At 49.3% G+C, this 20577-nt stretch carries 13 protein-coding genes; all 13 read right to left on the bottom strand.

Annotation, left to right across the window (positions count from 1 at the left end; translation table 11 throughout):
- Positions 1-38: 38 nt before the first annotated feature.
- On the bottom strand, positions 39-2657 hold the full coding sequence (gene clpB / locus ACKTSF_RS02430) for an ATP-dependent chaperone ClpB (RefSeq protein WP_407886296.1): 2619 nt from the start codon (positions 2655-2657) through the stop codon (positions 39-41).
- 468 nt (positions 2658-3125) lie between these two features.
- Complete coding sequence (gene pepT / locus ACKTSF_RS02425; protein ID WP_407886294.1) at positions 3126-4367, bottom strand: peptidase T; 1242 nt, start codon at positions 4365-4367, stop codon at positions 3126-3128.
- A gap of 55 nt (positions 4368-4422) precedes the next feature.
- On the bottom strand, positions 4423-5229 hold the full coding sequence (locus ACKTSF_RS02420; RefSeq protein WP_407886292.1) for a Nif3-like dinuclear metal center hexameric protein: 807 nt from the start codon (positions 5227-5229) through the stop codon (positions 4423-4425).
- Entirely contained in the window at positions 5216-5923 is a 708-nt protein-coding gene (locus ACKTSF_RS02415; RefSeq protein ID WP_407886290.1) for a tRNA (adenine(22)-N(1))-methyltransferase, read from the bottom strand. The genes ACKTSF_RS02420 and ACKTSF_RS02415 overlap by 14 nt, the downstream gene beginning before the upstream one ends.
- Before the next feature lie 516 nt (positions 5924-6439).
- Positions 6440-6910 (bottom strand): hypothetical protein, encoded by a 471-nt coding sequence (locus ACKTSF_RS02410; protein ID WP_407886288.1) that lies wholly within the window; start codon positions 6908-6910, stop codon positions 6440-6442.
- A 163-nt stretch (positions 6911-7073) separates the two neighbouring features.
- Positions 7074-10361, bottom strand: coding sequence for an MMPL family transporter (locus ACKTSF_RS02405; protein ID WP_407886286.1), 3288 nt, complete (start codon positions 10359-10361; stop codon positions 7074-7076).
- Positions 10362-10542: 181 nt separating this feature from the next.
- The gene (locus ACKTSF_RS02400) at positions 10543-11049 is read right to left on the bottom strand and encodes an RrF2 family transcriptional regulator (RefSeq protein ID WP_407886284.1); all 507 of its coding nucleotides are present in this window, start codon (positions 11047-11049) and stop codon (positions 10543-10545) included.
- 763 nt (positions 11050-11812) lie between these two features.
- Complete coding sequence (locus ACKTSF_RS02395) at positions 11813-13033, bottom strand: RNA-guided endonuclease TnpB family protein (protein ID WP_407886283.1); 1221 nt, start codon at positions 13031-13033, stop codon at positions 11813-11815.
- 199 nt (positions 13034-13232) lie between these two features.
- A complete protein-coding gene (rpoD, locus tag ACKTSF_RS02390; protein ID WP_407886576.1) occupies positions 13233-14363 on the bottom strand; it encodes an RNA polymerase sigma factor RpoD in 1131 nt (376 codons plus the stop codon).
- A 10-nt stretch (positions 14364-14373) separates the two neighbouring features.
- The gene (dnaG, locus tag ACKTSF_RS02385) at positions 14374-16221 is read right to left on the bottom strand and encodes a DNA primase (protein ID WP_407886281.1); all 1848 of its coding nucleotides are present in this window, start codon (positions 16219-16221) and stop codon (positions 14374-14376) included.
- 644 nt (positions 16222-16865) lie between these two features.
- A complete protein-coding gene (locus ACKTSF_RS02380) occupies positions 16866-17042 on the bottom strand; it encodes a hypothetical protein (protein WP_407886279.1) in 177 nt (58 codons plus the stop codon).
- A gap of 244 nt (positions 17043-17286) precedes the next feature.
- Positions 17287-19362 (bottom strand): glycine--tRNA ligase subunit beta, encoded by a 2076-nt coding sequence (gene glyS, locus ACKTSF_RS02375; RefSeq protein ID WP_407886277.1) that lies wholly within the window; start codon positions 19360-19362, stop codon positions 17287-17289.
- Entirely contained in the window at positions 19362-20285 is a 924-nt protein-coding gene (gene glyQ / locus ACKTSF_RS02370) for a glycine--tRNA ligase subunit alpha (protein ID WP_407886275.1), read from the bottom strand. Before glyQ ends, glyS begins: the two co-directional genes overlap by 1 nt.
- Positions 20286-20577: the final 292 nt, after the last annotated feature.

The raw sequence follows: 20577 nt of genomic DNA, 5'->3' as shown, positions 1-20577 counted from the left end.
ACGCACTTCGTCAACCTGCAGATCATAACTGGATACGACTATTTTGTTGTTGAAATTGTCTCAGCCTGCAACTCGTGCGTGAAGGCCAATTGGTCGTCCACCACATCAATCGTAATCAGGCTATTAACCGGAATATCACCGGCAATTAACTGGCGAGCCAGTGGCGTTTCCACGTGGGTCGTGATGAAGCGCTGCAGTGGCCGTGCACCGTAAGCCGGCAAGTAACCCTTCTGGGCAATCCAGGTCTGAGCAGCGGGTGTAATTGTGAGATCCAGCTGCTGTTCATGGAGTCGGTCAGCGAGATGCGCCACTAATTTGACCACGATCTGTTGGACATCAGACAATGTCAGCGGGGTGAACATGATAGTTTCATCGATCCGATTCAAGAATTCTGGCCGGAAATGCAGTTGAAGCAACTTGGCCACCTGCTCCTGCGCCGCGGTCGTAATGTGCCCCTGATCATCGGTTCCCTGTAGCAATAGGTCCGAGCCCAAGTTGGACGTCATAATCAAGATTGTGTTCTTAAAATCAACGGTTCGACCCTGACTATCGGTTAGCCGGCCATCGTCCAGAACCTGCAACAATAGGTTAAAGACATCTGGATGGGCCTTCTCCACTTCATCGAAGAGCACAATGGTATACGGATTACGCCGAACAGCTTCGGTCAGCTGCCCGCCTTCTTCGTAGCCAACGTAGCCCGGTGCCGCCCCGACCAGCCGGGACACGGATTCCTTCTCCATGTACTCACTCATATCGATTCGTACCATGTGGTCTTCGCTGTCAAATAGATTCTCGGCGAGAGCCTTAGCCAATTCGGTTTTCCCAACACCAGTCGGTCCCAAAAACAGGAAGGAACCAAGGGGCCTCGTCGGATCTTGTAATCCGGCCCGTGACCGCAGAACCGCATCGGCTACGGCAGAAACGGCTTGGTCCTGACCCACGACTCTGTCGTGTAAGCGATCGGCAAGCTTTAATAATTTCTCGCGTTCACCCTGAACTAACTTGGTCACGGGGATCCCGGTCATTCGACTGACAACGTTAGCAATTTCATTCTCCGTAACGGATTCGGAGACCAGCCAGTTCTGTTTCTGATTTTGTGTTTCCAGATCAGCCAGTTCTTGTTCCAGACGGGGAATTGTGCCGTGTTGCAATTCGGCAGCCTTGTTCAGATCGTACTGGGCCTCGGCGTTTTCCAAATCACGCTTGGCCTTATCCAGTTCGGTCTTCTTGGCCCCGACACTCTTAATGGCCGTCTTCTCTTGATTCCAGCGTGCACTCAACTTGTCGACCTTTTCCTTAATGTCGGCTAATTCCTTCGTCAATTCCTTGAGACGGGTCTGTGAAGCCGCATCCGTTTCCTGCTTCAGTGCGGTCTGTTCGACCTGCATCCGCATCATTTGCCGCCGTTCTTGATCCAACTCAGTTGGCGCAGAGTTCATTTCTACTCGGATGGACGCCGACGCATCATCGACCAGATCAATCGCCTTATCGGGTAAGAACCGATCGGTCAGGTAACGGTCTGAAAGTTTTGCCGCCGCAATCAGGGCATTGTCATGAATCTTAACGCCGTGGTGAATTTCAAACCGTTCACGCAATCCTCGCAAGATGGTGATCGTGTCGTCAATGCTTGGTTCGTTGACCACGACCCGTTGGAATCTTCGCGCCAAAGCCTTGTCCTGTTCCAAATATTTACGATACTCGTCGAGCGTGGTCGCCCCAATTAAGTGAAGTTCACCGCGGGCCAACATGGGTTTCAATAGATTTCCGGCGTCCATACTACCCTCGGCCTTGCCGGCACCCACGATGTTGTGAATTTCATCAATAAACATGATGATCTGACCATCGCTCTTGGTGACCTCCTTCAAGACCGCCTTGAGTCGTTCCTCAAATTCACCCCGGTACTTGGCCCCGGCAATCAGGGAGCCCATGTCCAAGGAAAAAATTGTCTTATCCTTCAAGTTATCCGGCACATCCCCACGAACGATTCGTTGCGCCAGGCCTTCAACGATGGCGGTCTTCCCAACGCCAGCTTCCCCAATCAGTACGGGATTGTTTTTGGTCTTCCGCGATAAAATCCGAATGACCGACAAGATTTCATCGTCGCGGCCAATGATCGGATCAATTTTGCCGCTACGCATGGCCTTCACGAGGTCGATCCCGTATTTTTCAAGAGCCTTGTACTGGTCCTCCTGATTCTTAGAGGTCACCCGTTCACCACTCCGGAGCTTATCAACGGCGTTACGAACCATCTGTTCCGTGATCCCCTGACTCTTAAGATAATCCGTCAGGTTCTCGCCGCCTAACTGCATCAGAGCGATCATCAGCGTGTCGATGGCTAAAAAGTCATCGCCGTATTTATCTTTAATGGCATCGGCTTTTTGTAGCAGATCAGTCAGGTTACGAGAGAATTCCTGCCCGTACTGAATGCCACTGCCAGAGACCGTACTGATCCCATCGAGTTCCCGGTCAAGTTCACTATCCATGGCGGCAATATCCACGCCAGCATTGGCAAGGATCTCCCGTCCCAGTTCCCCGGGTTGAATCAAATATTTAAAGAGATGGGCCACCGTGACCGCCTGGTGCTTACGGGTCATGGCAATGTGTTGTGCCTCACTTAGGGCACTGGTCAGTGCTTCCGTCATTTTTTCTGGATTCATAGATTGCATCCTCCTCGGTTAAAATTAGTTTTGAATTGTTTTAGTAACATGGATTTACGGGTAATGACACCTTAACAGGCAGGACAAATAGACTGGGTACGCGATGGTTGGACGCCCGGAGCCCAAAAACGGTTTCAAAGCCACCGATTATCTAAGCGACAAACCGCTAAGATAATTCCATGGCTAAACCTATTTGCGCCATCCTCACAACTAACCTGGATTTAAAACAGGTGTCAGAAGAAAACAAAATTTCACAACATTCACTTTTTCTCACGCAACTTTGCTCAGTCAAAAGCGACAAATAACTGGCAGAAGGTTGAAGACAACCTTAGCAGCCGCAGATGACTAGATTCAACCTTCTGCTGTTCAAAAAAGAGGCAACCCTTAGGTTAACCTCCATTTTTCATTCATATTCTAACTGATTTTGATCAAAATTCAAAATAATTTGACCAATTTTGACTAATTAATTTAAGCCTGTTGTTCGGCGAGTTCAGCAATCTTAATCACGACGTCGGTTGCCTGTTCCATAGTTTGTTCGGAGACGTATTCGAACCGACCATGCATGTTTTCTCCACCGGCGAATAAGTTAGGCGTTGGTAAGCCCAAGTAAGAGATCTTGGAACCATCAGTTCCCCCACGAACTGGGAAGATCAGTGGCTTGATGTGCAATTCTTCCAAGGCTTCTCTGGCGAGGTCAACGACAGTCATGTCCTTCTCGATGACCTCACGCATGTTGTAGTACTGATCCTTGATGGTCACTTGGACACGTTCGCTACCATAATCCTTGTTCAATTGATCGGCAACCCCTTGGAAGAGCTTCTTACGGTCTTCGAAGATCTGACGGTCGTGATCCCGAATGATGTAGCTCAGGTGTGCACTGTCAACGGTCCCGTTCATGCTGTACAAGTGGAAGAACCCTTCACGCCCTTCAGTGTGCTCTGGCCGGTCGTGAGCTGGCAAAGCTGCATGGAAGTCCATGGCAACTTGGGAAGCATTGACCATCACGTTTTTGGCCTCGGCCGGGTGCACATTGGTCCCCGTAATTTCGACCTGGGCATCGGCGGCGTTGAAGGTTTCGTATTCCAATTGACCTAACGGACCACCATCGACCGTATAAGCGAGGTCGGCACCGAAGTCTTTAACATCAAAGTGATCGGCACCAGAACCAATTTCTTCATCAGGTCCCAAACCAATTTCAATTTCACCGTGCTTGATTTCAGGATGAGCCAACAGGTATTCTGCGGCGGCCATGATTTCAGCGACCCCGGACTTGTCATCGGCACCTAGTAAGGTGCTCCCATCCGTGGTGATCAAGGTGTGGCCTTGATAGTTCTTCAAGTTTGGGAACACCGCTGGATCCAGCGTGTACTTGCCGGCATCGTCCAACTTGATGACGGACTTGCCATCATAGTTTTCCACAAATTGGGGGTTAATGTTTTCACTGTTAAAGTCAGCAGTGTCAAAGTGAGAAATAAAACCAATCTTCTTCACTTGCTTGTCCGTATTGGCTGGTAAGGTCGCATACACGTAAGCACATTGCTTGTTGATATGCACGTTGTCCAGGCCGATTTCCTTTAAGTCCTTCACCAAGCCTTCAGCGAATTCAGTCAGCTGCGGCGTTGATGGGATCGTGCCAGAGTTGGGATTGGAACGCGTGTTGATCTTGACGTACTTCAGGAACCGGGAAATCAGGTTTTCATACTTTGCCAAAATAAATCACTCCTCAAATGAATTAACTACATTTTTAGTGTACCCGTTTTCACGACTAAATAAAAGTGAAGGGGTCGGTATTTAATTGCGACGCTACCACGGTGATCGGCCACTGATTTTCAGCCGCCCACTGCGTAAACAATGTCTGTAGGTGCAGCTTGCAGATGCTCTCGATATGGTGTCCGGGATCAACTACGTTCAACCCTGCCGCAATCATATCATGACCAGGATGATACGAGATATCGCCAGTCACGTAAACATCAGCGCCCTTATCCAAGGCGGTCTGATAGAATGGCCCCCCACTGCCACCCAGAACGGCGACCCGCTTGACGGCCGCATCCGGGGTGTGACTAATCAGCCGCAAGCCCTGTACATTGAAGATGCGTTTGCAATCTTCTGCAAATTGACGAACGGATGTGGCGGTCGGTAAATTACCGATTCGGCCCATGGTAATGGCCGGTGTTGCGGTCGCCCCATTGCTGGGAACTAGTCCTTCGACGTCCTGAAGATTCAGGGCAGTTGCCAACCAGTCATTCATACCACCGGGGGCGCTGTCCAGGTTAGTGTGCGCACCATAGACCGTGATGTGATGCTGCAATAGTGTCGCATACATTTGATTCTGGGGGACTGCTAAATCCAGGTTCTTGGCCGGATGAAACATCATCGGGTGGTGTGCAAAGATAAAGTCGGCCCCAACCGCAATTGCCTCATCAACAACCTCAGGTCGCACATCCAGGGTCACCATGACCTTGTGGACCGGTGCATCTAGGCTACCCAGCTGCAACCCAACTGGATCACCAGGCTCCGCCCACGTCTTCGGGGCGAACTGCTCGAACCGTTCAACTAACTCACGCACCAACACGTTGCAAGACCTCCTCAATCTCCTTGATCTCAGCCGTTAATTCTGCAATCTTTGCCGTGGGGACTTCCTTGGCTGATTGTACCTGGGCCAAAACTTGCCTGGTCCGGGCCAACTCGCGCCGCCACTTGGCCATGAAGATGGCGTTGTGTTCCGCCAATAAATACGGACCGAACCGCAAGTCTTCCGCACTATACTGCTGGGGATTGTCCGCCCTGTCGGCCACTAAAATTTCGTAGTCGTGTCCGTCTTCCGTCACAATCTGTTCCGTGACTAACTGAAACCCATGGGTCATCAAGAACTGCCGGACATTCTTCTCACCCACGTTAGGCTGTAAAACTAATCGGTTAACTCCGGCCAAGCGATCAAAGTCCTGCGTGAGAATCTGGACGATGAGTGTACCACCCATCCCTGCAATGGCAACGGTATCAATGTGATCGTCGGCTTCAATTGCCTGAAGACCGTTGGCCAGCCGCGCTGTAATTCGGCTAGTCAGTCCCTCTTTTTCAATTTCATGTTGGGCATTTTCAAACGGGCCCTTAACGACCTCACCGGCCACACCATCAACAATCTTGCCACGCTTGGCTAGATTAACTGGCAGGTACGCATGATCGGTCCCAATATCAGCCAACCGGCTCCCCATGGGAACGTAGTCGGCAACGGTGGCAAGACGCACCGATAAATGGTCTGCATCCATTCGTCAAATCTTCCTTTCTAACTTCCTGATTACTCTAAGTATAAGCTAGTCCGCCCGTCTTGGATAGCGTCAAAATGAGCGCGGTGCAAATGCCTAAAAGTTAACTTAGTTCATCCCCGCGTTAGGTCAGTTCCAACCGTCAAGATTCTATGTAGTTATCCACCAGAATGAATTCGTGACTAAACCAAATTTGGACTTTATTTCCAAAAAAATGAGACAAGATCCGCAAATTTTACATTAGTACTAGTATAGGGATAATTTAGATCTGAAGGTTGAAAGCTCCAAAATACTCATTATGCCTGTTGTCACAACCATACAGAGGCTAAAATTAGGCACCACATGGGATTCAGTGTTTGAAATTGACGTTCACAATCAGAGCCGGAGGCGGCCATTGTCACTAATTTAGCGGTAACAAATCCTACGATTGTAAGAGTAAGGTGAGCATTTTGGATTTCAACCTTCAATTTAGATATTTTTACGAAAAAAAGGCGCCGGACAGGCCGACGTCTAAGACACTTATGATTTAGAATTCAAAGCTTCACGACTCACCTTCGCATTGTAAGTCAGGTGCGCGATTTGTCCGGCTACGTGCTTAAAGGGCTTGCCGACACGCCGCCGACCGTATTCTTGCAGCGTCAGCTTCTGACCGCTCCGCGTGATCTTGGTGTAGTTCCAGACCTTCTCGCTACTGTCGTAATCCCGCAAACGATAGACCCCATGATGCAAACGATACCCAACATGATTGCCGCCATAGGCCTGATTACCGAATTCAGTCGCGATAAACACCGTTTTTTTCGTCGCAATCAAGTTATTCCAATAGATAGTCGTGTCGTTGCCCTTGTGCTGGACGCGATATTGCATCCAAGTTCCCCTGAGCGGCTTGGGCGTCCCCGCCGTCCACTTTGTCTGCGCGTGCGCTGTGGTTCCCCAACCAAAGCCGCCCGCAAGGCCTAGTGCAATCGCCGTACTGATAACCAATTTATTCATAAAATCCTCTCCGATGCTTATCAGTATACCATTGCATGGAATCGATAGCTAGTTCACCCATGTATCATTTACACCAGCAATCGTTCTAAGTTCCAACACGTGCAGTGCAAAAAACACGACTCACCGCATCGGTGAGTCGTGCCTTGCATCACTCTAAAAATTTTTATTTTCTTCGCCGCCGGAAGGGACGCTTCTTCTCCTGCGCCTCATCTTCCTCATTTTGTACCCGTGCCATCTTAGAATAAGGGTACGGATAGGTAATCTTCATGACGGCTGGCATCACGATTGGGAGCAGGATGACCAGCAGGATAATCCCAATGATCACGGCTAACGCAATCTGAATCAGTGTCATGACCCCGGATGGAATCAGGGCGGCAAACGTGCCACTCAGAATAACCCCGGCAGAGAGAACAACTGTCCCGATAACCGTTGCGGCACGCAACATCTTGGTGCTGGTAGCCCCCGGTTCGTGAAGGAACTCACGGTACTTCCGCATCAGGAAGATCGAGTAATCGACCCCTAATGAGATCAGCATGACAAACGTGAAGAACGGTGTGTTCCACGTCAACATGTCGGTCCCCAGCAGTGGATCCACCAACCAGTGAACGATGGTCAGGGCGCCAGAGTAAGCGACGACCAAGATACCTTCGATCACGATCGGTTGAACCAGCGAACGGGTCACAATCATCAGGGCGATAAAGATCCCGGCTAACATGATAATAACGGTTCGCGTGAAGTCACTGGAAGCCATGTCGTTAATGTCATTGGTTTGAGACGTATTCCCGCCAAATGCCACTTCGGCGTTCTTCAGACTCGTCCCAGCCAAAGCCCCGTTGACCACCTTCTCCAACTTCGGTAGCCGTGCCATGGCAGCTGCAGAACTTGGATCATCGTTCAGCACGACTGTAATCTTCGTGATCTTCCGGTCGGGCGACATGTAAGTCTTCAGCGCTGGCTTAAATGAACTGCCATGCAGTTGCTTCGTTGGGATGTAGAAGGTCGACGATGCCGCGGACTTCTGCAAGCCCTTCAAGTAGACATTGGCCGAACCCACCCCGGTGGAGACTTGTGTCAGCCCACTGGATGCGGAAGTTAAGCCTTTCCGCAAAGCAGTCAGTTGCTTACTCATCGCAGCCAGCTTTTCTGCCATGGTTTGGTTCCCAGCAGCGACTTGGTTCGCGCCAGAGACCAGCGTTGGCATCTTACCATTGATGGTAAACATCGCACTAGACAGCTGACTCGTCGCACTCGCCAACTGACTGGATTGTGAGCTAGCCGTCTGTAGCGCAGTTGCTGCCCCGGGCAGAACCACGTTAGACTTTTGTGCCAACTCGGCAACGGCACCTTGCAACTGACTCGTGGAGCTCTGTAGCGATTGCAATTGACTAGCGACACTCTGATCCGCAGCACCGATTGATGTGGCATCGCTCCCGATTTGCTTCAGAGACGTGCTCAGTGTGGTCTTTAAGGCACTCTGCGCAGCACTTTGCTTCTGCAGGATGCCGGCCATGACCGTCTTCTGAGCAGCAGATAACGGTACGCCCTGCGCACTGAAGGCTGCAGCGACTGTGCTAGCATCCATGCTTGGCAAATTAGAAGTCGCACTCTGCAGCTTCGCCAGCTGTGAAGCGATGTCTTGCGTACTGGTCTTGATCGTCGTCAGTGATGTTGTCACGCCACTAGTACTGGTTGAACTAGCTGAAACCTGCGAATTCAACTGCTGAATAGCGGCGTTCAGTTGTGGCAAAGCGGCCTCCAACTGGGCCAACTGGGCGGCCTGTTTGCCCCCAGAAGCGGAAGAAACTTGAGAATTCAACGAATTGACGCCCGTAGAAACTTGAGAAATGGCACTCTGTAACTGTGTCGTCCCGGTGCTGACTTGCTTAGCCCCGGTTGCTAACGTGTTTGCATCTTTGACAGCGCCACTGACATTTTGCTTGCTCAGCGAACTATTCGCAGATTTCAGGCCCTTATTGACCTTGTTTACACCTTGTTGCGCCTTGGCTAGCCCAGATGTCACATCACTCATTTGGTTGCGGACATAGAGCTTCTTAATGGCTTTCCCACCAGGTTGCGTGACGGAAGCCACCGTCTTAACACCATCGGATTGTTGTAGTTGTTTCGTTAAGCGGTCAACGATCAACAGTGTCTTTTCATTATCCATCTTGTTCTTGCTCTGAATGTAGATGGTCGTTGGTTCAGCAGTTCCCTTTGAGAAGTGCTTCTGGACGACCTTAAACCCTTGCTTAGCGGGAACGTTATCACCAATTTCTACTAAGTTATCGTAATCCAAAGTTCCGTGAGAAGTTAGCGCCAAAGGAATAAAGACAATTCCAGTCAAGATCAGCGTAATCACTGGTCGGATCATGGCGTGTTTAGCCATCCCGTGCCAGAGACGGCTGTCACCTTCACCCTGGAATTTCTTGATTGGCCAGAACATGTGCGGCCCACAGATAGCCATGAAGAATGGGTTCAGCGTGAGGAGTACGGCTAATAGGACCACCACCCCAACGGCAATACCAACTGCTGAACGATACAGCGAGAAGTTGGCAAAACCCAGCACACTCATCCCAATTAAAACGGACAGGCCGGAGTACAGAACCGTTCGACCACCGACCCGGGTAGCCTCCCTCGTGGCGGTGTACCTATCCTTACCACTGGCCAACCGCTCTCGAAACTCGTTATACAGGAGGATGTTGTAGTCGGTCCCAATCCCGAATAACACGATGACAATAAAGACTTCCGTAAAGTTAGAAAATGGAAAGTTGAAACGGTCAACCAGATTAGCCACCACGGAAATGGATGTAATCACGGAGACAGCCACTGTTAACAGTGAGAAGAGTGGCGTAATTGGCGACCGGAAGACTAACCATAGGACTAAAAAGATAAAGATGGCGGCAATAATTTCCGTCTTCTGTACCCCAGCCTGCGTGGCGTCAGAGAAATCTTGATTCAAGACATCGGCACCCGTCACGTACGTCTTCACGCCACTGGTTTTCGCCACCTTGGTGATTTGGTCACGGATGCTAGCAACCGAGTGACTTGATGACTTGTGCACGTTCAATTGTAAGAGTTGCGTACTCTTATCCTTAGAAATCAGCTGGGAGGCAGCAGTAGAACTGTCGCTTGCTGCCGTCACCGAACGAATTTCATATTTGCTTTTATTGTTCTTGATTCGGTTAATGGTTTTGTTAATTTGGGTATCCTGCGAGCTGGTCAGCTTTGCATTCCCATTACTGAAGACCACCACGACGGCAGTAGTGCCCCGTTGCGAGCGGCCCCATTTATCTTGCATATTTGTTGCTCGTGTACTTTGGTAGCTGCTGGGAACAGTAATCTGCCCTTTATCCGCCACCAACTTACTCATATTAGGAATCGTCACGATAGCTAAGATCACAATGACCAGCCACCCAATAACGTTCCAGACGTAATGTTTATTCATCCAGCGCACGGTGAAACCTCCTTAACGGTTTTAGATATTTTTAGGTGTTTGCTTACAGCTATTCAGTCGTGACATTTTGAAAACAAGAAAGCACGGCAACGCACTCGTGTGGACGATTGCGGCCACTCCCAACCACCTAACAGGTCATACCCCGACCCGCTCAATTTTTTTGATTATTCTATTCTGCTGGTTAACGCGTTAACCACTTGGTCCAATCCAGTTGGAGGGGCTGGTCCGCAGTGGTCGGGATCACTTCACCGATGGATAACGTTGCAAGTTCCTGCCGAAACTTCTCTTCGGCCTGGGCAAATACGGCAAGTACGTTGGATACCGGCTGCGTGTCTTTGAAATCCTCAAGCTGATAGGCCTGAATGAAAGCTTCCTTCTTATCTAGACCAAATACCTTCGAAGCCAACCCCGTATTGTGCACCAGTGGTGTTGTCCCTTCAATAGCATTGAAAATATCCAAGAGCGTAATTTTCAACGGATCTTTGGTTAAAACAATCCCACCATCGCGACCAGAAACTGTTTTCACAATCTCAGCGGCCGATAATTTTTGAACAATCTTCTTCAAATAGCTGGTAGAAATGTCCAAGCGTTCCGCCACAAGACGACTATGTAGAGGTATCTTTCGGTCTTGAATCCCTAATAACGCAACAATGCAGAAGGCCTGTTCCAAACTCGGTTTTGCCTTCACAATATGCCTCCTTTCCCTTATCTCCCTTAAGTTTTAAACAAGATACATTATATCCCCTTTAATGATTTTTTCAAGACCTTTGACCCGATAAATTGCACCACCCAAAATATCTTTTTACTGTAAACGGTTTCAACGGACTAATGTCACTATACTATAAACGACGTACATTGGGAACTATCTTTATTTGTGAATTTAATTTTTCCGTTCCTAGCCAATCAGCTGCTTGGTAAAGTCTCACAGCTTATCGCCACTGACCCCAGCTCTCACGATTTCCGGCTCTATTATCATTTCATTTTCAAAGTATGTATCGTTTATGTATGCGAAACTTTTTTTGCAACACTGCACGCGCCTGATTGTCTGATCCACTGTCGTTTTTCAAGCAACACCGTCTATCTTTGCCGTCCACATTTTGTCACCAAAAAAAGGACCACCCGTTTCGGATTAGCCCCACTAAGATTACCACGTTGTCTTCCTAACGTATCGTTTCCCAGTTACTGATACCGCTGTAATTGTGCTGCAATGCCATCACTGACCATTCCCTGAATCAATACCGCCGATTCGGTCACGGGTAAGTCACGGTCGTTGGCGATCCACTTCTGCAGGATCGCAATGACGCCGGACAGGTCAATTGCCCCTGAATGAATTCAGAGGCTTGTCGCTCACGTGTCTTACAACACAGTAGTCCAATATACCTGTTAGGGTACTCCTACGCATAGTGGCAACATCGTCGGGTAATTGACGGCTACCCGTTTAACTACCAGGTTTACCCGGTAGTTGTTAGCTTTTGAATCTTTGGTCGTTTGACACCGCTCAACCATTCCTGTCCAAGTATCTCAATATTCATTGCGCCCAAGCGGTCATCATTACAACGATACTGGCACTGCGCACACCAATACTCGTGCGTGTCATGATGGCGATTAGTCTTCGCAATTAGCCCACACCTTGGACAGCGTTGTGAGGTATATGCTGGGGCTACTTTCACGACGGTACTCTGAACCGCTTGCGCTTTATACGTTAGGAATGCTTCCAGTTGGAAAAAGGCCCAAGAACGATGGCTGTTACGTAAGGATTTTGGTAAGTCTTCGGTATTGAAGGTGACGTTAGTTAAGTCTTCCAAAACAAAAACCGTATGCGAACCGTATAATGCAACGAGTGTCTTAGCCAACCGATGATTCACATCAGTCATCCAGCGGTTCTCTCGTTGGGCCAGTTGCTTCAGCTTCTTCTTGGCTGACTTGGATCCTTTGCTTTGAAGGCGACGCCGATTCTCCAAGAACTTCTTCCGCCGAAGTAGGATCTTCTGGCCATCGAAAAAAGTAGTCTTTCCCAGATGGTCGTATGATGTGGCCAAGAAGCGCAAGCCACGGTCAATACCGACAATCTGGGGACTATTTTCTTTGTCAAAATCAGCGATATCCTTAGTGATGCCAATATGTAGGAACCATTTTCCTTGGTTGTGGACCAGTTTGCCAGTCCCTAACTTCCAGTCGCCCTGAAAGTAGTCTTCAAAACCTTTATTGGTAAAAGCTAGCTTCGTTCGCTTCCCAAGGGTGGTGATGGATATCTGGGTCATACCATTGATGAAGGAATAATTACTCTGACGAACCAAATCGGCTTGAGGCCGGCAAAAATCAATCGGTTTTTCCAGCCACGTCAAGTCTCGCGGAATTTGAATCCACTTGTTGTCGGCTGCCTTGTAGCGATAAGAATGTTGTTTCATTTGTTCCTGGACCGTCTTGTAACGGGCGACAACCGTGCGAAAGACCGATTGTACCATCTGACTATTGAGCGATGATTCTTGTCTAAATATTTTGTACAGATGGTGGTTGATTTTTAGCCAGTTCAACTGAAAATCATGGTCAAAGATCCATTGACTGACAATATTAGCTAATCGTTGATACTCCTGGCTCATCGCTAGAAATTGTTCTGCTTGATTAGTGTCCAGATAGAGTCTCAGCTTGATTGTTCGCCCTAATTTAACCAATGGATACCTCCCCTGTAGATTGGGTTAAGTATAACATGTTTAGTCTTCTAGGGGAACACATGTTTTAAAATGTCGAATTCTGGCATTCATCACGCGATTAAAATCGCAGGTTTTCTGCTTAGTTTTTAATAAAAAAAGCCCTATCAAACTTTAGACATGCCGTCTAAAGTCTGATAGGGCCTTCATAGTTTCAATTAAATTATTCCAAGAAATCCTTCAGTTGCTTGCTCCGTGAAGGGTGGCGCAACTTCCGCAAAGCCTTGGCTTCGATCTGCCGAATCCGTTCACGGGTAACACCGAAGACCTTACCGACTTCTTCCAAAGTCCGCGTCCGGCCATCATCCAACCCAAACCGCAACCGCAAGACGTTTTCTTCCCGATCAGTCAGCGTGTCCAAGACACTTTCCAACTGTTCCTTCAGAAGTTCGTAGGCAGCGTGATCGGCAGGACTCGTGGCATCCTGGTCTTCGATGAAGTCACCTAAGTGAGAGTCATCTTCTTCACCAATAGGGGTTTCCAAGGAGACGGGTTCTTGCGCGATCTTCAAGATCTCACGAACCTTTTCCGTTGGCATGTCCATTTCAGCCCCAATTTCTTCTGGCGTTGGTTCCCGCCCTAAGTCTTGGAGGAGTTGCCGTTGAATCCGAATTAATTTGTTGATTGTTTCGACCATGTGCACAGGAATCCGAATGGTCCGTGCTTGGTCGGCAATTGCCCGTGTAATCGCCTGACGAATCCACCAAGTAGCGTACGTAGAGAACTTGAACCCTTTACGGTAGTCGAACTTTTCGACGGCCTTCATCAGGCCCATGTTTCCTTCTTGAATCAAGTCCAGGAATTGCATTCCCCGACCCACGTAACGCTTAGCGATGGAAACCACCAACCGCAAGTTGGCTTCTGCCAGCTCTTGCTTGGCTTCTTCTTCGCCCTTTTCGATTCGTAAGGCTAAGGCAACTTCTTGATCAGCCGTTAACAGGTTGACCCGGCCGATTTCCTTCAGATACATCCGAACAGGGTCATTGATCTTGACCCCGGTCGTCGTGCCGGCATCTTTTAATTCCTTCTTTGAAACGGCCTTTTGGGCTTTGACGGCCCGTGGGTCTGGCTCACCCTTAGCATCAACCACACTGATCCCTGCGTCGGAAATTGTTTCGAGTAATTTGTCCATCTGCTTAGCATCCAGCGTGTAAGGTGTTGCGACCTTGTCAGACAGGTCATCATACGTGATGTGCCCTGCCTTCTTGTTATCTTTAATCAAAGCGCGCACCGTTTTGTTGTATGCTTTTTGATCAAACATTGGTTGATCCGTGGTCTTTTTTGCCATTAAAATACCCCCTAGATTAAACTTGTTTGTTCGCCTGGCGCTGTCGTTCCAACTGCACAATCTCAACGACGAGTTGGCGTTGTTGGTTGGCATCGCCTAGTCGTGAAGCTTCCGCCAGCTGATTTTTCTTCTGCCGGAGCTTCGCCTCGACCGGCGCCTCATCCATAATCACCGCTAAATAGTCATCGATCTCCCGCGGGGTTCCCGCCGCGGCCATATTCGGTGTTGTCTCGAGATCAATCACAAGCTGTTGCAGGCGGTCTTCTTGAATGAAGTCCGTGAACTGCGCGGTCTGATACACTTGATGCGTTTGAAAATAGCCCTGGGCCAAGGTATAAATAATTTGATAATCGTCATGTACAAAACTGAAATCAGCAATACTGGTCACTTTCGCCCAGACATTGCGGTCGTGCAGGCACCGATAAAGCAGGTTCCGCTCCGCCCTTTCCAAGCGATTCAGCGGTCGTTGCTGTTGATGCACAGTGACCGGTGGTGCATTAGTTGGCGCGGGCGCCGGTGTACTTGGGCGCTGACGCTCTTGCTGAGCCGCGGTATCCCGCTGCACCTGCTTGAGTTGTGCGGCCAACGCAGACTTATCGATGTGAAACTCACTAGCCAGCTGATTCAGATACATGTCCAACTCGACCGGCTCGTTAACTTGCGCCAAGAGCGGCATGACTTGATTCACGTATTCCAGCCGTTCACTGTCCGTTTCCAATGCTCGGTTTCGCCGCAAAAAGCGCATTTGAAAACGCAGCGGTGGTTCCTTAGCAGAGACCAACATTTGCCGAAACGCCTCATCACCGTGAGCCTGACGATACTCATCGGGATCCTGACCTTCAGGAAGCTGAATCACGCTGAGCTGCAAGTGACTGTGTTCGCCCAGTAGCCGTAATGCCCGATCGATAGCCCGCTGTCCAGGTTCATCCCCATCATAACAAACGTTGAGCTTGTCCGTGGTTCGCTCAATAGCGTAGATCTGTTCGGTCGTCAGACTCGTTCCCATGGAGGCAATCCCATTGTTGACACCCGCTTGGGTCGCCGAGATGACATCCATGTAACCTTCAAACAACGTAACTTCTCCCGCCTGTCGAATCGCTGGTCGCGCCAAATCGAAGTTAAACAACAGCTTGCTCTTATTAAATAATGTGGTTTCAGGGCTGTTTAAATACTTCGGTTGGTCGTCAGCTTTCTTGAGCAGCCGTCCAGAAAAGGCTGCCACGTGTCCACTAGCATTTCGCAGAGGAAACATGATCCGCTCCGTGAAGCGGTCGCGCAACTCACCTTGCGCATTTTCAATGAACAGCCCGGACTGCCGTAATAATTGGTAGTCACTCTGTCGCTGATCAAAGAATAGTTTGAGCAAGCGTTGACCCGGCGCAAAGCCTAATTGATAAGCTGCAATCGTCTCATCAGTCAACCCCCGGTCGTGCAAATAATCCAAGGCTGGCTGCCCCATCTCGGTATTGACCAAAATGTGGTGATACAGCTTGGCAGCCTGCTCGTGTAAGTCGAGCAGTTGGCCTGTCTTGGAATCTACAGCGGGACCCGTAGCGTCTTGCCGATACTCACTGTCCAGGTCAACGTGACTGAAATCGGCCACCTTGACTACGGCTTCGGGAAAGGTTACATGTTCCAGCTCCATCAGAAACTTGAAGACGTTGCCGCCCCGACCACAACTAAAACAGTGAAAGATCTGCTTATCTTCCGAAACGGAAAACGAGGGTGTCCGTTCCTCATGAAAGGGACATAAACCAAATAAATTCTTACCGGATTTCTTCAGTTGCACGTACTGGCCGACAACGTCCGCAATATTTGTGGCCGTCCGAACCGTTTCAATCACGTCTTCGGGTATCTTCGCCAACCAATCACTCCCTTACGTGTTCCCGTTTGCCCACCATAGCCTTGAAAAGTCGCACCCCGGAAACCCGAAAAGTGCGACTCTTTAATTAGAATTCGTGCGCAAAAATACACTATATATGATACCACCTATGGAGGCGTTGTCAACTTTTATAGCTCACTCGACCCTTTAAAAACCCTTATATCCAATTTACACCTCCACCTCTCAGGATAAAAGTTAAACGACTTACTAACTAGTGTCTGAAGGCTGAAAGATGAAATGTTCATGTTACTCTTGCGACAGTATAGATTATCACCATTAAACTAGTTGAAATAGTCGCACTCCGGCCGCCAGGGATTCTGCTTGCTGTGGGGAACGCCTCCAGCCAAAGGACGGGCTTCCAGCTCGCCTGAAAGCCGCCAAGTTCAGGCGTCTCTCAGGTCGTCCCACGATGTAAGGCCGGGAAAGAATCGCCCGGTCTAACATCGTCGACACGGCTAGCTCCATCTCTGGCCGCCTCCGGCTCTGATTGTGCACGTCAATTTCAAACGTTGAGTTCCAGATAAGTGCTAACGTTTTAGCGTAAATCAATAACGTTTCTATAGGCATCGCCTCAGGACACTCAAGTAAGCCGAGAGGTCGACAGATATGGGCTCAGGCGCGTCGTTCTACTTAGTCAGGGGTGATTTCCCCGCTGGCTTAGTAGAAAACCAAGCTTGTAGACTCGGACCTTTCGAGGCTTCAAGCTGTGTTCGCACCGTTCCAGCCCATATTTGCCGGCCGGTAAGGCGATGGTTGGCAACGTTGCCTAATTTTAGGCCCAGTATCGCTGTGCCAACAGTCATAATGAGTGTTTTGGAACTTTCAACCTTCAGCTAGTGTGCTAAAGATTTTATTCTTTTCGGCGAGTCACTCTATTCTGGCACCCCGCATCTGGCAGATAATGTCTAACCCCAGCTGATCAGCAGTCGTTACCTGAACAGGTAGTTTCCCCTAAGCCAACTCATATGAAAATAGGAATAATCGGACAAGAAAAAGCCAGTTCCAAACAATCGGAACTGACTCAAAAATAACTTCATTTAAAAAGATTTATTTAACGATCAACTGGTCCAAGTCACCCAAGCCCATGGCCAAGTTCGCCAACTTGCTGAGTTCCGTCAGACGGTTGTTCTTAACGGCTTCATTCTTGTCCATGACCATCGTTGCTTCAAAGTAAGCGGCAATCGTAGGTTGAATGTCGGCTAAGGCAACGTACAGGTCGTTCAAACCCTTGTCAGCGGCCTTAGCAACTTCGGCAACACCTTGGTCCAAGGCACCTTCGCTGTCGTTTTCAAACAGCTTGGCGTCAACCGTGGCGTTGACTAATTCTGCTGGCGCCTTTTGTGCCAAACGAATGACCCGCGTCAAGGATTCAATAACAGCCTTGAAATTGTCATCGTTAGCGTGACTAGCCAAAATGTCAGCAGCCGTGAAGAGCCGTAACACATCACTACTACTTCCGTTCGTTACAGCATCAATGATGTCGTGACGTTGCTTAGCGGAACGCAAGATCTTTCGAATCCGGTCCTTGATAAAGTCAACGACGGCTTGAATTTGGCTAGTTTGGTCCAACTCTGGGGCAACCTTTGCGTCCGTTTCAGCCGCAATGAAGTCGTTAGCCAATTCAGCAACTGGTAAGGCCCAGTTCTGATCCTTAGCAATCCGCACGATCCCCGTTGCCTGACGCCGCAAAGCGTAAGGGTCATTAGATCCACTAGGAATCATCCCGGCAGCGAAGAACGTCAGGATACTGTCAAACTTGTCTGCCAGGGCCAAGACGGCACCGGGAACAGATTCAGGCAGTGCACCATCGGCTGAGATGGGTTCGTAATGTTCGCGAATCGCCTGGGCAACGGCAGGATCTTCGCCACCAAGTAAGGCATACTTTTCACCCATGACTCCTTGTAGCTCGGCGAATTCACCGACCATACCGGTAACCAAGTCAAATTTGTAGATTTCGCTCGCACGCAGGGCAGCTTTGGTCTGCGCATCGTTTAAGTTCAGGTGCTTGGCCAAGACGCCAACGATCGCCTTTACGCGATCCATCTTCTCTGCCATGGTACTAATCTTATCGTGGAAGCTAACGGTCTTCAACCGGTCAACAAAGTCGGCAATCGTCTTCTTCTGGTCTTCCGTGTAGAAGAACATGGCGTCCTCCAAACGAGCAGTCAGCACCTTTTCGTTTCCGGCAACCACGTTCTGGAGATCATGATCCGTGCCGTTTCGAACGGAAATGAAGACTGGTAAAAGCTTACCGCTGGCATCACGAGCGTAGAAGAACCGTTGGTGGTCGCGCATGGACGTGATCAGCACTTCATCGGGAATCGTCAGGTACTTTTCATCAAAGCTCCCGGCAAAAGCAGTTGGCCATTCAACCAGGTTGTTAACTTCTTCCAGCAGTCCAGCATCAACATCGACCGTCCAGTTGCTGTCGGCGGCTAGTTTGTCGATCTGCTGTTTAATCAATTGCTTACGTTTGTCGGCATCGGCAATGACGAATTGACTGGTTAAGTTTTCTTCGTAATCAGCAGCCGTTGCCAAGTCAATCTCTTTCCCCAAGAAACGGTGGCCATGCGTGCTACGTCCAGTCGTCACGTCCAGAATGCTAAATGGAATGACCTGCTCGTCGAGTAAGGCCACCATCCAGCGAATTGGCCGGATGTATTGGAAATGGTGAGTGCCCCACTTCATCATGGTTGGGAAGGTCATTGCCATGATGATGTCGCGTAGGCCAGCCAGGACGGCAGCAACGGGTTCGCCAGCAATAAACTTGTCGACGTAAACGTATTCCGTTCCTTTAATTTTCTTAAAGGTAATGTCCTCGGGTGTCAGGCCTTGACCACGAGTAAACCCAATAGCAGCCTTACTCCAGTTACCATCGGCATCTTGCGCAATCTTTTTAGCGGGGCCCTTAACGGATTCGCTAATGTCTTCTTGCTTGTCAGCTAAGCCACTGATTAGGATGGCCAACCGGCGTGGCGTGGAGAATGGCTTGATGTCATCGTAATCCACGCGTTGTTCCTTTAAATAATCTGCCGTGCGCTTAACCAGTTGTTTAATCGCTGGGGTCACCACGTGGGCGGGCATTTCTTCCAACCCAATTTCAAGTAAAAATGTGTGTGCCATTATTTGGCCTCCTCATCAGCTAATAGTTTTTCCCGTAACTTGTCATCCTTGATCAACGGGAAACCGCGCTTCTTTCGTTCAGCAACGAAGGCCCGTGCTACGGCTCGTGCCATGTTCCGAATCCGAGAAAGGTAACCGGCCCGTTCCGTCACGGAAACGGCGCCACGCGCATCTAACAGGTTGAAGGTGTGACTACACTTTAAGATGTAGTCGTAAGCTGGGTGAACCAAGCCATTGGCAATTTGCTTCTGCGCTTCGGCTTCGAATTCGTCGAAATGGCGGAGCAACATGTCTTGATCGCTTTCTTCAAAGCTGTACTTGGAGTGTTCGTATTCAGGTTCCTTAAAGATATCACCATACTTAACACCATCGGCCCACTCCAAATCAAAAACGGAGTTCACGTCTTGCACGTATGAAGCTAACCGTTCCAACCCATAAGTCACTTCAGAGGTCACGGGATCAACTTCCATCCCCCCAACAACTTGGAAGTAAGTGAACTGGGTGATTTCCATCCCGTCCAGCCAAACTTCCCAACCAACACCGGCACAACCCATGGATGGGTTTTCCCAGTTGTCTTCAACGAACCGAATATCGTGTTCCAAGGGATCGATACCCAGTTCACGCAAACTGTTCAAGTAAAGCTCTTGGATGTTATCGGGTGAAGGCTTCATGACCACTTGGAATTGATGATGTTGGTACAACCGGTTAGGGTTCTCCCCGTAACGACCATCAGCGGGGCGACGAGAAGGTTCAACGTAAGCGGCGTTCCAAGGTTCTGGACCGATTGCGCGTAAGAACGTGTAGGGACTCATGGTACCGGCCCCTTTTTCAGTATCGTAAGCTTGCATCAGCATGCAGCCTTGTGCGGACCAATACTGTTGTAACTTTAAAATGATTGCTTGCATGGACAGTTTTTCTGTCATGGGTGCAGTTCCTCCTTGTGTGGTTACCAGCCGCCATTGACGCAATAACATGCAAACCAACAACGGTCTGATCAACCGATTAAACAAATAAGCGCGCAAAAAAATCCCTACGAGAATTCACTAAGGCAAATTCACGTAGGGACGAATTTTAATTTCGCGGTTCCACCCTACTTCTAGTCAAGGACTAGCAGCTCACTTGGAAACGACTCCGAATGTGCCAACTCACACCAACTTGGGTTCGGCTCTCACTGCCCCGAACTCGCTAGACCAATACTGATGTGACTCTCATTCA

It is taken from the genome of Levilactobacillus muriae, from assembly GCF_045862015.1.
GTDB classification, from domain to species: Bacteria; Bacillota; Bacilli; order Lactobacillales; family Lactobacillaceae; genus Levilactobacillus; species Levilactobacillus muriae.
Note: the sequence above shows the minus strand (reverse complement) of the source record. Positions and strands in the feature narration are given on the sequence as shown.